We start from the raw sequence: 14,009 nt of genomic DNA, 5'->3' as shown, positions 1-14,009 counted from the left end.
GCAGGCGGATCACCTGGAGTCACGACCACGAGTCTGGGGCTCGCTCTCGCATGGCCACGTCCTGTCCTCCTCGTCGACGCAGACCCGACCGGGACAGCTGGGGTGTTGTCCGGGTTCTTCCGCGGCGCCTGGGCGCCGGAGCTGTCCCTGATCGACCTAGCCCTGAGTCCCCTCGGCGTCGCTGACGCGCTGCCCACGGTGGCACAGCGGCTGAAGGGGACAGCGGTCTCGATCGTCGCCGGCATCCGCGACCACGCACAGGCGACCGGTCTTCGTGACCTGTGGGAACCACTGACCGAGGCGCTGGCAGACCTGGAGGCGACCGGCCAGGATGTCATCGTCGACGGTGGCCGGCTGGGTCTGCCCGGCTACCCGGAACCGCTCCTCAACGCCGCGGACCTGACGCTGATGGTGACCCGTTCGCCGCTCCCCGCACTGGCTGCAGGGCGAACGTGGTCTGCGACCGTACGCCGTCCCGACTCCGGCTGGCGCAACCCGGCAGCGCTCCTTGTCGGTGAGGGCCAGCCCTACAAGGCAGCCGATGTCGCCAAGGTGATCGGTCTGCCCGTGCTCGGTGTCCTGCCGGATGACCCGGCGGCGGCCGCGGTCTACTACCGAGGCGCTCATGCACCCTCGCGGTTCGAAAGCGGGATGTACGTCCGCTCCCTGGTGGCGCTGACCGAGGTCATCCAGGCGGCTATCGCCCGCAGCCGTTCCCAACTGGTCGAGCAGGTGACTCGATGAACGACCACCACCCGCCCACCAGCAACATCGAACCGCCCGACCCGAGCCACCTGCCGCTGTTCACGCCACAGCGAACTATGCCGGCACCGGTCGCGCCACGGAACGGGCAACGACTGAGGTCTGGACCGTTCGCCTCCTCCGAGAACGGTGATGGTTCTATCGACGTTGACTGGTCGCTGGTCGCCGCGCTGCGCGCCCAGGCCTCGGAGCAGCTGAGCCAAGCTGTCGCCGCTGACGGTGCACGTCTCGACAAGGAGTCGCAGGAGGAGCTGGCCAAGGCGATCGTGCTGGACCTGATCGAGGCCACGATGGCCGACGACATGGACGTCGGCGCCCCGACCTGGAGCGCAGCGAAGCAGCGCGCCGTCTTCAAGGCTGTGCTCGACTCGCTCTTCCGGCTCGGCCGGCTGCAGCCTCTGGTGGAGCGCGAGGATGTCGAGAACATCCTGGTTACGGGCTGCGATGAGGTTTTCCTCGAGCTCGTCGACGGGACCCTCCTCGCCGGGCCGCCCGTGGCTGACTCGGATGAGGAGCTGATCGAGTTCCTGGTGTTCCTGTCATCTCGCAGTGAGGGCTCATCACGGCCGTTCTCACCGGCGCGACCGACGTTGCATCTGACCTTGGGTGAGTACGCCCGGCTCGCCGCCGTCGCCTGGCGGATGCCTCGGCCCTCCATGGTGATCCGCCTGCACCGGATGGTCGAGGTAACCCTCAATGACCTGGTGGACATGCAGATGCTCACCCCGGTCGCGGCCTCGTTCCTCCGCGCCGCCGTCAGAGCCCGCGAGTCGATCGTCGTCTCCGGGGTCCAGGGGGCTGGCAAGACGACCCTCGTCCGTGCGCTGTGCAACGAGATCCCGCCACGCGAGGTTCTCGGAACCTTCGAGACCGAGTACGAGCTCTACCTGCACAAGCTCAAGACCCAGCACCCGATCGTCTACCCGTGGGAGGCGCGCCCGGGCTCGGGCGAGTACGGCCCCGACGGACGCCAGGCAGGCGAGTTCACGCTCGATGAGGCTCTGTATGACTCCTTCCGCTTCAACCTGTCGCGCCAGATTGTCGGCGAGGTCCGCGGTAAGGAGGTCTGGCCGATGATCAAGGCGATGGAGTCGGGCCCCGGCTCGATCTCGACCACCCATGCCTCTGACGCCGTCGCGGCGCTGCGCAAGCTGGTCACCTGCGCCATGGAGGCCGGGCCTCACGTCACCCACACGCTGGCCTCCGCCAAGCTCGCTGCCACCCTGCGCCTGGTCGTCCACCTGGAGCTGCACACCACCCAGGTCGCCGAGGGTGAGTGGCAGCGGACCCGCCGCGTCGCGGAGATAGTCGCGGTCGAGCCCGGCGAGCATGAGCTCGGGTACGCCACGACTCCCGTGTTCACCACCGACTCGGCCACCGGGATGGCGACGCCTACGACCATCCCGGACCGATATCGCGCCCTCACCGCGTATGGGTTCGACTACGCCGGCTACCTCGCTACGCAGACTCCCTACCGCCCGGACGGTGTCTCATGACGCCGCTCATACCCGCGATCTCCGGAGCACTGATCGTCGCCGGGGTCATCGGACTCACCGCAGGCCTTCGCCGCGTGCCGGTTGTCGAGCGCGTCCCGACCCGGTCGAGGTCGTTGAACCGGATTCGGTCACTCCCCCGCCAGACTCGCCTGTTGCTCGCTGCCGGGTTCATGGCCGGTGTGCTCGGCTGGCTGGTGACCGGTTGGCTGCTGGCCCTCGTCATCGGCCCGGCGGCGGTCATCGGACTCCCTTACCTCTTAGCCACTTCGCCCGCCAAGGCACGCATCGCCCGCCTCGAAGCGCTCGAGGAGTGGTCCCGGTCCCTCTCGGGCGTGCTCACCGTCGGAGTCGGCCTGGAGCAGGCACTCATCGCCACGCTGCGCTCCACCCCAGCACCGATCGCTGGCGAGGTCGGGCGCCTCGCAGCTCGCCTGCGTGCCCGGTGGCGCACTGAGGATGCGCTCCGGGCCTTCGCCGATGAGCTCGATGACACCACCGGTGACCTGGTCGCGGCGAACCTCATCTTGGGCTCCCGTCGCCGTGGGGCTGGTCTCTCGGCCGTGCTCGACTCGCTGGCCGAGTCGGTCGCTGCCGACGTACGCGCCCGGCGTCAGGTCGAGGCCGACCGTGCCAAGCCGCGCGCGACCGCGCGGTGGGTGACGATCATCAGCGCCACCGTGCTGCTGATCCTTGCGCTCTCCGGCGACTACGTCGAGCCGTACTCCACCCCACTCGGCCAGATCATCCTGACCATCCTGCTCGCCGCGTACGCCGCGCTCCTGGTGTGGATGCGCCGGATGGCTGAGGGCAAGTCGCCGCCCCGAATCCTCGGCAACCGCCGCGAGCTCACGGAATCTGAACTGTCATGACCGGTCTGCAGATCATGATGGCCTCCGGCGCGCTGATCGGACTCGGCATTGTGCTCCTCCTGGCCCGCGTCCTGCCGGCGCATCCCGATCCGGTCGACGCGCTTGACCGGCTCACTGCCAAGTCGGCACCGACCCGGGCGGTTGCGGCTGCGGCGAACCGGACCGAGCGGCTCGGCACCTGGGCGATCCGGGCTCTGCCGCCGGCGATCTGGGTGCGTACGCCAACGCGCGAGCTCGCGCTCCTACGGATCTCGCTGGCTCGGTTCTACGGCGAGAAGATCATATTCGCGGCACTCGGGCTGGTCATCGCGCCCCTGTTCGCGGTCTTCCTCTCACTCATCGGCCTCGGGCTCCCCGTCGCACTCCCGGCCATCGGTTCGATTGCTCTTGCCGTGGTGATGTTCTTCATCCCGAACTACAACGCGATCGACGATGCCCGTGCAGCGCGGCTGGAGTTCACCCGGGCGCTGGGGGCCTATACCGAGCTGGTCGCTCTCGAGCGCAACAACGGATCCGGCGTACGCCAGGCCATGGAGGCCGCCGCCGAGATCGGCGACTCGTGGGTCTTCACCCGGCTGACCGAGGAGCTCACCCGCTCGCGCTGGTCCGGCCTACCGCCCTGGGAAGCGCTCCACGCATTGTCGGAGGAGCTCGGCCTTCCCGAGCTGGATGACTTCGCCGACATCATGCGCCTCTCTGGTGAGGAGGGCGCGTCGGTCTACTCGACCCTGCGCGCCCGCTCCGCGGCGATGCGCACCGCCATGCTCAACGACGAGATCACCGAGGCCAACGCCGTCGGTGAACGCATGTCCATCCCCGGCTCACTGCTCGGGGTGGTCTTCATGGGGCTGCTCCTGGCTCCATCACTGCTTCGGATGGTCATGCCCACCTGAAGACGTACGAAAGGGCTCACGGACACACGAAACGAGATATCTCCTCATGCACCGACTCATCATTTTCATCCTCGGACTCATCCTGATCGGCCAGCACCACCTGGACGCGGCCATCGAGGGTCGCCGGCGGCGCGACGAGCGCGGCTCAGTGACGATCGAGAACGTTCTGTGGGCCGTCGCCGTGCTCGCGATCGTCGCCATCGTCGTCGCCGCGATCAGGACCTTCGTCACCAATGAGTCCAACAAGATCAGATAGGCACCGCCGGGCTCGCGACGAACGAGGCACCGCCTCGATCGAGCTCGTCATCCTGCTACCCGCCCTCTTCGCGGTCATGTTCCTCGGAATGCAGGCCGCGCTCTACTGCCACGCCCGCACGATCGCGGTCGCCGCTGCACAAGAGGGTGCCCGAGCGGCCGGCGCTGAGGACGCGACCTCAACCGACGGCAGGCGATCGGCTCGCGCCTATCTCACCGATGTCGGCGGAGACGCACTGAAGGCGAGCCGCGTCAGCGTCACCCGCACCGGGACGACAGCCACAGCGACAGTCACCGGGCGGAGCCTAAGCGTAGTGCCCGGGTGGCGGCCGCAAGTTCGGCAGTCAGCGAGCGTGACCGTCGAGAGGCTCACGGCGCCATGATCTTGAGACGACGAGATGAGCGTGGATCCGCGGCGATCGAGGCAGCCATCGGCGTACCTGCCTTCGGTCTCTTCGTCGGCCTGATCATCTTCGGTGGACGTATGGCCGTCGCGCACGAATCGGTGCAGTCGGCCGCAGCAGAGGCTTCTCGTACGGCTTCGATCGCCCGGTCCTCCTCCGACGCGTCGCGAACAGCAACCGACGCGGCGCGGGCGAGCCTCAAGAGCCAAGGGATCAACTGTCGTACGGTCTCGGTTCGAATCGATACCCGGGCGTTCCAGACCGCCGTCGGAGAGCCGGGCGCGGTGGCGGCCACCGTAACCTGTCGGCTGGATCTGACCGACCTGTCCGCGCCCGTTCCAGGGAGTCGAACGATCCGGGCCACGATGTCCTCGCCGGTTGACACCTGGCGGGAGCGAGGTGATTCAAGGTGAATCACCTCCGCGATGAGCGCGGTTCGGTCACAGCCTGGATGGCGACCGGATCCTTCGTCATGGCCACCCTCGTCGGGCTGGCCGTCGACCTCGGTGGGCAGGTTCATGCCCAGCAGCGAGCCCACGATGTCGCCGCCCAGGCAGCGCGCACCAGCGCCCAGGAAGTGCAGGCGGCACCCGCCGTCCAGGGCCGGTACGCCCGGATCGACACCAGTGCTGCACACCAGGCAGCCCAGGCGTACCTCTCCGCCGCCGGCGTCCGGGGCACGGTCTCGATCAGCAACGGCGACCGGATCGTCGTCGAGTGCCGCGACACCTACCGCACCAAGTTCCTCGGAATCGTCGGGATCACCAATGTCACGGTGAATGGCGAAGCGACCGCCCACCTCGTACGCAGCCTCGGAGGTAACCAACGATGATCACCAGGCTCCGCGGACTCGCCGCCTCCCTCGCCCTTGCGTTCTTCGTCATAGGCGTTCCGATCTTCCTTGTCTATACCCGGTCGCTGCCTGACTTCAGCGCCTTCGCCTGGGATCGGCTCCAGGACCGCGACGACGGCACCCTGGCGCTCGCGGTCATCTATGTCGTGTGCTGGGTCTGCTGGGCGCTGTTCACCATCTCGGTCTTCGTGTCCGCAATATCGATGCTGCGAGGGATCCGAGTCCCTCGCCTGCCGGGACTTAGCCTTCCCCAGGGTGCCGCGAACCATCTCGTCGCCTCCGCCGCGCTTCTGTTCATCAGCGCACCCGCAGCGACGCAGACCATGACAGCGCCCTCGGCGGATGCGTACGTCCCTCAGGACGTGCCCGTCCAACTCGTCAGCGACTCCTCAGGCGACGACGAACCACGTAACCCGACTGCCGCCGAACAACCCACGCAGCCCGAACCACAGGCGACGGCCCGCGGCGCGACCGTGGCCTACACCGTCAAGCGCGGCGACAGCCTGTGGCGGATCGCGGAGAAGCACCTTGGCAGCGGCGAGCGGTTCAAGGAGATCGCAGCCCTGAACACCTACGTCCTCTCCAAGAATCCCGACTACCTCGAATCAGGTCTCGTCCTGCGCCTTCCAGCTCCCGCGAAACCCGTCGAGAGGACCGACGCAGGCGACGGCACCTACGTCGTCGAGCCGGGTGACACTCTCTCGGAGATCGCTGAGGAGGAGTTGGGGGATGCCGAGAGATATCGCCAGATCTTCAACGCCTCCACCAGCACGGTTCAGCCCGACGGAGCTCGGTTGACCGATCCCGACCTGATCCACCCAGGCTGGACACTCCAACTCCCCACGACAACAAAACCCCAGGTCAGAGAGGGAGAATCTCCCATATCGCCGCCTCCGGTCCCGCTCTCCCCATCGACATCCCCGACCCCTGAGACATCGCCGCAGACGTCACCTTCGACATCCCCCTCACCAGCCCAAGCAACACAAACACCCGACGACACGAGTGACGACGCCTCACACACTCCAGCCTGGGTGCTCCCCGGACTCACCGGTTCCGGCGCGGTCCTCGCCGGCCTGGTCTTCCTCGCGCTGCGCTCCTACCGACGCACCGCGCTCCGCTTCCGCCAGCCCGGCCACATTCTCTCGACTCCCGCAGAGATCACCGACGTGGCAAAGACCGCCCAGTTCGCCGGCAGCGTCACCGGCCCGAACATCCTTGGCCTCAACCACCTCCTCGAGACGCTCGAGGAGACGGAGAACCCGTTGCCAGCGCTGAGCTGGGTCGCCCTCGGGAGACGCATCGCGACCTTGCACCTGACAAGGAACGCGCACCTTCCGAACCCCTGGACCGGCGACGGACAGATCTGGACGGCCCCGCTGCCAGAGAACGCACCCGATCCCGAGTACGCCTGCCCTTACCCCCTCCTCGTCGGGATCGGCTCCAACGACAGCGGCGACCACGTCTTGCTCAATCTCGAAGAACACCCCTACATCACCCTCACCGGCGACACTGCCAGGAAGGCAGCGTTCGCGAGATACGTGAGCGCCGAGCTCGCCTTCAACCCGTGGTCGATCGTCACCACCGTCGACACCTTTGGCGAGGCCACTGAAGTCACCATGTGGTTCGACGACCTGTCGGGAACGGGCCAGGGCCGGGCCAACCACCACGCGGCCCACGACGACCGCTTCGTATCTGAGCTCGCCCAGGTGCTCGACCCCAAGTTCGCTCAGTCAGAGATCGACACCTACCACGCCATCATCGCGACCAGCGACCACGCCGACCTGGCCCAGCAGGCGGCCGAGATCATCGCGGCGTACCCCTCCCGATCCGGCGCCGCGGTCCTTCTCCTCGCAGACAGAACCCCACCAGGGAGCACCCCCATCGACCTCAACCAACACGGACGCCTCCACCTACCCGCCCTGGACCTCGACCTGACCGCGGCCGGGCTCACCGAATCCGAAGCGGCCGCCTGTGCCACCCTCTTCAATCTCGACCCGGTCCCCGGAAACATCACGGTGCCCATCTCCAGGAACGCGAACGACCAGAAGACCACCACCGACGAAGCCGGCGCGCTCGTCCCAGATCAGACCGAAGCGCGCCCCATCGACCAACCAGCAGGTCCCGATTCGCTCCTGCCTAAGGAAACCAAGCAGTACGTCGCGGCCGCGGCCACCACGACGGTCGACATCGATCAGCTGGCTCCCGTCAGGACACGCCCACGTCCAGGCCTCTCGGCGGCCGCCGAGTCCGCTGGGCTGAACACGTCTGCGGACCATGATGCTGTCGCATCCGAGGAGGAAGGTACCGAAGGCACCGACGACGATCCGACCCTCGACGACGCCGTCGACAGCTGGTACGACGACGGCTGCCCTTACCCCCGCCTCACCCTCCTCGGCCCGCTCGTCGCCCGAACCCACGGCGACCACAACGCGGTGGCCCGGCGACGCCCGTTCTACCTCGAGCTCCTGACGTACCTCGTCCTCCACCCCCACGGCGTCACCGGCGCCCAGATGGCCGAAGACTTCGGCCTCAAGATCCAGCGCCTGCGCACTGACATCGCAGAAGTACGCAAGTGGCTCGGCACCAACCCAGACACCGGTGGACTCCACCTGCCGAAAGCCGACGCGGCCGACGCCACCGGCGCTCGCGGCTCCTCCCTATACCGGGTCAACGGCGTCCTCACCGACTGGGACCTCTTCAAACGACTCCGCGCCCGCGGCCAACGCCGCGGCGCCGACGGCATCGAAGACCTCGTCGCCGCCCTCGACCTCGTCACCGGCGAACCCTTCACCCACCTACGGCCCGCCGGATGGGCATGGCTCAACGACCTACGCACCAACGACATCGCCCAATGCGCCATCGTCGACGCCGCCCACATCGTCACCGCCCACGCTCTGGAGAAGCACGACACCAACCTCGCCCTCGTCACCGTCGAGATCGCCACCAAGGCCTCCCCCTACGACGAGATCTGCCGCCTCGACCTCGCCCGCGTCAAAGCCGCCACTGGCGACACCACTGGCGCCGAGGAGATCGTGCGACAGGAGGTCTTCAACCGCACCGATGATCACCAAGGCCCAGTCGAAGAGTCCGCCAGGACTCGAGCAGTCGCTACCAAGGCCGGATGGATCCGCGGGGACAGCCAGCCAGGTTCTTGACGCGAGGGCGAGTCAAGCCGACCATCCATCGAACGTGCGTTCGAATTCGTGTTCTAAACTCGTACCATGGCCAGCCCACCCAAGAACGACAGATGACCGCCGTACCGCCCCGATCAGCAGCGCCTCGTCTTCGTACGACAGCCGGGAAGGCTCCGCCCCCACCTTGGCCTCGTCGTCACCTGGCCGGTCGCCGGCACCGGCAACCGCTTCCTCGTCGCCTACTGGGACGACGGCCGAATGCCGGCGTCCGGATGGCCTGGCTCAAAGGACAGGAACTCTCCCCGATCAAAGTGGACCCCAACTGGCTCGACGGCCCAGCACCCTGGAAGACCGACAGGGACGTCCTGCGCTACCGGAGCAGGTAACTCCACGGCAGGGACGAGCCGCACCCGAGACAGACACCCAACCCGAGTCCGTGTCTATCCACTCCCGCCGCAGTCGGCGAACGAGGTGGGTCATCCTCGGGCGGCGCCGGTCCGAGAAGCGAGCGGATTGCTGGATCGCGTGATCCACATCGTTGCGGGTCACGAGGCGAGTCGGTCGTGGACCTGAACCGGATGCTGCACGTCACCACCAGACCTCGCCAGGCGCCCGGGTTCGTCGTTGAGCTCCAGCCGCGACGTGCGGCGCCCCATCAACTGGCCGATTCTAGGTCAAATGCCGAGGACCACCCCAAGGAGCTTGGTGAAACTGTGCTCGGTCCGCGCATAGATGTCCGCCAGACCCAGTTGGGAGCCGTCGCGGTAGAGGACAGTCCCGGTCGTCACCTCGACAGCGAACTCGATGCCGGGCGCGTTCGCGTGCCAGAACCCGAACTCATCGCCGGCCTCCACGGACCTACGAATAGCCGGGTAGCCAGCCAGCCACGAAGCCGGACCGGCGCCGTACCCCGAACTGTCGATGGTGCTCATCGAGATCTCTGCGGTCTCTGCAAGCACTTGAAGACGAGCGACTGCCGTCAGAAGCCGGTAGACCAGGATCTTCGGAGTGCTCGGCGGGAGCTGAGCCACGGGTCCCAGCCGGACAACTTGCTCCAGATGACTTACGAAGTCTCGCGGATCGGCGCCAAGATAGGAGGTCCACTCCGCCGGCTCCCAGTTCGGATGGCCGACGCCGCCCTCGATGGCATGGACGTGGATGCGGCCGCGACGGTTGAGATCGATGTGGAGCCCGTTGCTCGAACGAATGGCAAGACAGTCGTACGTGCCTCCCGCAGGGTGGTAGCGCTCCACCGTCAGCTCCGGATGCCTGCGCACGAGGTCGGTGGCGAGCTTCCAGGAGGCGACCTCCACGACAGTCGCGTGCAACGGCGGGTAGGGGGTCGCAGGCGTCACCAGAGATACCGACTCTCGAAGCCGCTGGCGACCTCCGGAGAGTGCAGGACTCCCGGTCTGACCAGATCCTCGATCGTCATCACGGCGAACGTTTGGTCGTCTGCCAGCACATCAAGGAGGTACGCCTCGCCGGCCTCAGCGAAGGACGGATTGCGGACGGGGTGGACCAGCACGTACTTGCCGGCGTGCCATCGGGCACCGTCCTGATACTGCAGCATGGCGAGCAGGAGCAGGTGGTCGCGCCAGATCTGCTGAAGGCTGGTTCCCAGCACGACCTTCTCCCAGCCGGGTTTGAAGACGCCTTCGTCGCGGGCGCGCTCGGCGATCTCCCGGTACCGAGGCATCTTGAGCCTGTTCTCAGGGATCGCCGGGCGCCTGGCGGTGAGCGTGTCGGGTGCCGCTTCCCGCACGGCGTGCTCGTGATACTTCGTCTCGATCCCGACCACGGTCCGTGGTCCGTCGTCGCTGCCGAAGAACAGTGCGACATCGAAGGCGGTGCCGTCGTTGGTGAAGTCGAGGCTTTGGCGTCGTGGAGAGTGCTCGAACTTGACGCACAGTCCGGCCTCTTCGACCCCGAACAGCTTCTTGCCGACGTTGGTCAGCCGTTCGCTGTCCTCGTGCAACTCGCCGAAAAGGTTGAAGCACATCGGCATAGAGGAGAGCAGGTCGTATCGCAGCCGGTCCTCCTTAAACTGCTGGCCCGGCTCGGTCCGCATGGTCTCGGGCGCCGAGCGGTGACGAACTGCGTTCCTGATGTCGGCGCTGTCAAGGAAGTTGCGGAAGTCCTCATCGCGCGGTCCATCGGGTCGGAGTTTCGAGCCGTTCTTGACCGGCTCACCGTTGCGTCCTGGATGACCGCCAGCGCGATAACCCTGGCCTTCCCCCCAGCGTGCCTGCCGAAGTCGCGCCTGCTGTTTGAACGCGGTGAGGTCAGGTCGTCCCGGCACCCGATCCGTCTTGGGGAACCAGCAGTTCGCAGCGCGCAGTTCGTCGTCATCCACCGAATCGACAGCCGTCACCCCGTCAATCCTTCAGCAACCGACCCCGGAGTGGCACACATGGCTTGCCGGCCACCGATCTTCGGTATGGACTCTGCCCAGCCAGTCACGGCAACCAGGAACGGAACTGTCGGCAGATGCCGCGGCTGGGGAGGCATGTCGTTCAACAGGCAGGGTGGTTTATCTGGCGTCAGATTGGTCTAGGCGGGCCTCGATGCCTTCGCTTCCAGGCGGTCGCTCAGCCTGCCAGATGTCATCGAAGATCTCCTCAACCAGAGGCCACAGATGCAAGAAGCCATCCTCGACCGACCCGATGGAGGAGGCCAGTTCCCCGGACACCACGAACTGATGGGGAATCACCCGTCCGGAGGCATCCTTCCGATCCTGCGGATCCCGTAGACGCACAGCAACCTTCCCGGAGACGCGTGCCCAGGCTTGCGGCTCGTCGGATACCTCCGCGAAGGCGCGTTCGTACTCACTGAGCGGATCCGCCAGCCCGCCGCGGAGCAAGAACCTAAAACCCCAGGATCGTCCTCGCGTGGCCCAGATGATCGACTGGGACGGCCGTGCTGCGTCGTTCATTGCTTGCTCCGGAACAGCAGTCCATCAGCGACTCCCTGCTCCAGGTCCAACTTGAACTGTGTCAACGTCGCGGTCAGATAGTCCTTGCTCTCGAGGGCCTCGTCGTGGATCTCCTTGAGCTTCTCCCCAACCAATCCCACAGCCTTGGTCAGCAGCGGCCGCGCCGCCACAGCAACAAGGGGACCCACCTTGGGCAGTTTCGCGATCAGCTTCTCGACTGACTCCATGTGCTTGCTGACCAGGACAACCGCCAGTGCCTCTGCTCCGTCGGCGAGCTTATCCAGCACCCTCATCGGGATGTCGAACTTCTCAGCCCACTCGACCCGACGCTGAAGGGGCAGCAGACATGCAACAGGCAAGATGAGGTCAAGCCCTTTGCGCTCGGTCACGTCGATCTCGACTGGACCCGCTGCGGAGAGCTTGAACTTCGCCGAGGACAGCAGCATGAAGTCCTCGGCGACTGACATCGCCTCGGGGGTATCCACCATGCTCGTGAGCGTTTTCCGCAACTGGTCGATCTGGTCGGCGGCTTTGACGATCATCAGCTCACGGAAGTCGCTGACCCCCCAGTCCGGGAACAGGTCGGCCTTGGACAGCGCCATGACCCAGATGCGGGGAAACTCCACCAGACGATCGTCGCTCGAGTCCAGGAGGTCCTTCTGGCGAAGCACCTCCTGTCGGAAGTTGCCGATCAGCGATCGGAGGTACCGCTCCTCCTCACCCTTGTAGTCCAGCAGTTTCTGCCCATCGACGAGCAGAAACGCCACGTCGGATCTGACGAGGGCCTCGAAGGTCGTTGCGCGACGTCCCTTCTCGTCCTCGCTGCTTGGCTCGCCCTCGAACCACTCGCCTGGGTAGTCGTGCCAGACGAGACACAGCTCGTCGAACGGCTGTCCTGCGCTCTTCTGTGAACCCTTGAGCCGAAGTGAGAACCGATAGGTCGTCGCGGCGAACTGCGTGCCCGGCGGCAAGGTCGCGTCCCGCTTCATCCCCAGATAGTTCGCCAGCAGCCTGTGGCCCTGGCCAGCATCACCGGCGACCAGGTCCCAGAGGTCGTTGGCGTTCGCGCTGTCCTCAGCTGCACCGAAGAACGCAGAGAGCAGCACCGTCTTGCCGGAGCCAGCCTCGCCGAACACGGCGATATGCTGCTCCTGGACCTTCTTCACCATGCCGCGAAACTACCGCAGCCAGGCGCCGCCGGCTCGCGAATCCGGTAGGCGTCCACACGTGCCCTCGCAGCCTCGGCACCCGCCTCAAGGCATCACACCGAAAGCGCTGTTGGTACACCGCGCTCACCTGCGACACGGCCACGCAGCAAGGAGAAGGGTCTTGCCCCCAGATCCGCACCCAAATTGACCGGAAGTGTCACTCCGCGCCGCAACGGACCGCGTCCCGAGCTGCTGCGGCAAGAAGTGCTTGCTGCCGGACCTGCAGGCCGACGCGGTTCCAGTGGAAGATCACGACGCGGGCGAGGATCCCACGGATCCCAGCGTTGCTGGCTCCCGCCCGCCAAGGTTCACCGACCCGCCGTCGGCACTCCTCGATGTTCATCGCCCAGGCCCCCACGCTCGAGAATCTCGGATCTCTCGAGCAGTCGCCGCAAGGCGCCCCACGCGTCCTTGACCCCGGTCAGGCGCATCGCCAGGAGCGAGCCGCCCCGCGGCTTCGTCAGTTCCTGCTGGTCGTCGGTCATGCGCAGGCCCGCAAGATGGCGGGAAGATTCTCGACTTTGTCGAGAACTGCGCCTGACCACCGTGTGGTCTCACCGTAGGAAAGGGCATCTACGACACCTCTGCGCGCGACTCGGATGACCTTGACTCCCAGCCTCTCGGCGCCGTGGAGCTCGTCTCCGCCGCCGTCACCGACATACAACACGTTGGTGGGCGGCGCATCGAGGGCTGCAAGCACCTCCCGGTAGAGGCTCGGCGCGGGCTTCAGCGCGCGGGCTGTGCAGGAGAAGACCGCGTGATTGACGAGTCGCGCTGCTGGGCTGTGTTGCCAGGCTTCGGCGATCTCTGCGCTGGCATCGCTGATCAGCCCGACTCGTATCCCGGCGGTGCGCAGACACTCGAGCGCGTTTGTCACGCTCAGGTCTGGTAGCAATCGGGGTTGTGCCAACGCTCGCCAGGTGGCGGCGATGTCGTCAGCCGATGCACGGCTCCCCGTGTAGTCGATTAGGTGTTCAGAAAGGGCAGGGACCGTCGGCAGGGTGCCGTCGTGGCGCGCGGTCCACGAGGATTCCAGGTATGCGTCGATGGTGACGTCCCTCTGGGATGCCGCCTGCGCAAGAGCGGCGACAGCGGTGCGTCGATGAGTTGGGCTGGGGGCTTCGACGAGCGTGCCGAAGAGGTCGAAGATGACAGCGTGGATCATCGGGCTGCTCCTTCTGTCCGATCTTGAAGCGCAGG

15 protein-coding genes are annotated in these 14,009 nt (G+C 66.4%); 9 read left to right on the top strand and 6 right to left on the bottom strand.

Going from position 1 to position 14,009, the window contains the following annotated elements:
* Positions 1-102 precede the first annotated feature (102 nt).
* Genes ABTW65_RS02250 through ABTW65_RS02210 form a run of 9 tightly spaced genes read left to right on the top strand, consistent with a single transcriptional unit; the run spans position 103 to position 8,687 of the window.
* Positions 103-744 carry a CpaE/TadZ family protein gene (locus ABTW65_RS02250; protein WP_350658159.1) on the top strand — a complete coding sequence of 214 codons (642 nt, stop codon included), beginning with the start codon at positions 103-105 and terminating at the stop codon, positions 742-744.
* Positions 741-2,258 carry a TadA family conjugal transfer-associated ATPase gene (locus tag ABTW65_RS02245; protein WP_350658158.1) on the top strand — a complete coding sequence of 506 codons (1,518 nt, stop codon included), beginning with the start codon at positions 741-743 and terminating at the stop codon, positions 2,256-2,258. Before ABTW65_RS02250 ends, ABTW65_RS02245 begins: the two co-directional genes overlap by 4 nt.
* Positions 2,255-3,127 carry a type II secretion system F family protein gene (locus ABTW65_RS02240; RefSeq protein ID WP_350658157.1) on the top strand — a complete coding sequence of 291 codons (873 nt, stop codon included), beginning with the start codon at positions 2,255-2,257 and terminating at the stop codon, positions 3,125-3,127. The genes ABTW65_RS02245 and ABTW65_RS02240 overlap by 4 nt, the downstream gene beginning before the upstream one ends.
* The gene (locus tag ABTW65_RS02235) at positions 3,124-4,020 is read left to right on the top strand and encodes a type II secretion system F family protein (RefSeq protein ID WP_350658156.1); all 897 of its coding nucleotides are present in this window, start codon (positions 3,124-3,126) and stop codon (positions 4,018-4,020) included. The genes ABTW65_RS02240 and ABTW65_RS02235 overlap by 4 nt, the downstream gene beginning before the upstream one ends.
* Before the next feature lie 46 nt (positions 4,021-4,066).
* Complete coding sequence (locus tag ABTW65_RS02230; RefSeq protein ID WP_350658155.1) at positions 4,067-4,276, top strand: hypothetical protein; 210 nt, start codon at positions 4,067-4,069, stop codon at positions 4,274-4,276.
* Entirely contained in the window at positions 4,254-4,658 is a 405-nt protein-coding gene (locus ABTW65_RS02225) for a TadE family protein (protein ID WP_350658153.1), read from the top strand. Before ABTW65_RS02230 ends, ABTW65_RS02225 begins: the two co-directional genes overlap by 23 nt.
* Positions 4,655-5,092 (top strand): TadE/TadG family type IV pilus assembly protein, encoded by a 438-nt coding sequence (locus ABTW65_RS02220; RefSeq protein WP_350658152.1) that lies wholly within the window; start codon positions 4,655-4,657, stop codon positions 5,090-5,092. The genes ABTW65_RS02225 and ABTW65_RS02220 overlap by 4 nt, the downstream gene beginning before the upstream one ends.
* Positions 5,089-5,511 (top strand): TadE/TadG family type IV pilus assembly protein, encoded by a 423-nt coding sequence (locus ABTW65_RS02215; RefSeq protein ID WP_350658151.1) that lies wholly within the window; start codon positions 5,089-5,091, stop codon positions 5,509-5,511. Before ABTW65_RS02220 ends, ABTW65_RS02215 begins: the two co-directional genes overlap by 4 nt.
* Positions 5,508-8,687, top strand: a complete 3,180-nt coding sequence (locus ABTW65_RS02210) for an AfsR/SARP family transcriptional regulator (RefSeq protein WP_350658148.1) — start codon at positions 5,508-5,510, stop codon at positions 8,685-8,687. Before ABTW65_RS02215 ends, ABTW65_RS02210 begins: the two co-directional genes overlap by 4 nt.
* Positions 8,688-9,340: 653 nt before the next feature.
* Here ABTW65_RS02210 and ABTW65_RS02205 read toward each other — a convergent pair.
* The 6 genes from ABTW65_RS02205 to ABTW65_RS02180 all read right to left on the bottom strand — a co-directional run bounded on the left by ABTW65_RS02205 (position 9,341) and on the right by ABTW65_RS02180 (position 13,974).
* Positions 9,341-9,979: a TY-Chap2 family putative peptide chaperone gene (locus tag ABTW65_RS02205; RefSeq protein WP_350658147.1), complete on the bottom strand. Its 639-nt coding sequence runs from the start codon at positions 9,977-9,979 to the stop codon at positions 9,341-9,343.
* 38 nt (positions 9,980-10,017) lie between these two features.
* A complete protein-coding gene (locus tag ABTW65_RS02200) occupies positions 10,018-11,040 on the bottom strand; it encodes a PGN_0703 family putative restriction endonuclease (RefSeq protein WP_350658146.1) in 1,023 nt (340 codons plus the stop codon).
* Positions 11,041-11,199: 159 nt separating this feature from the next.
* Entirely contained in the window at positions 11,200-11,601 is a 402-nt protein-coding gene (locus tag ABTW65_RS02195) for a hypothetical protein (protein ID WP_350658145.1), read from the bottom strand.
* Entirely contained in the window at positions 11,598-12,770 is a 1,173-nt protein-coding gene (locus ABTW65_RS02190; RefSeq protein WP_350658144.1) for a TRAFAC clade GTPase domain-containing protein, read from the bottom strand. Before ABTW65_RS02190 ends, ABTW65_RS02195 begins: the two co-directional genes overlap by 4 nt.
* 347 nt (positions 12,771-13,117) lie before the next feature.
* Positions 13,118-13,294 carry a hypothetical protein gene (locus ABTW65_RS02185; protein WP_350658143.1) on the bottom strand — a complete coding sequence of 59 codons (177 nt, stop codon included), beginning with the start codon at positions 13,292-13,294 and terminating at the stop codon, positions 13,118-13,120.
* Positions 13,291-13,974 carry an HAD family hydrolase gene (locus ABTW65_RS02180; RefSeq protein WP_350658142.1) on the bottom strand — a complete coding sequence of 228 codons (684 nt, stop codon included), beginning with the start codon at positions 13,972-13,974 and terminating at the stop codon, positions 13,291-13,293. Before ABTW65_RS02180 ends, ABTW65_RS02185 begins: the two co-directional genes overlap by 4 nt.
* Positions 13,975-14,009: the final 35 nt, after the last annotated feature.

It is taken from the genome of Nocardioides sp. NPDC127503, assembly GCF_040302165.1.
Taxonomy (GTDB): Bacteria; Actinomycetota; Actinomycetes; order Propionibacteriales; family Nocardioidaceae; genus Nocardioides.
Note: the sequence above shows the minus strand (reverse complement) of the source record. Positions and strands in the feature narration are given on the sequence as shown.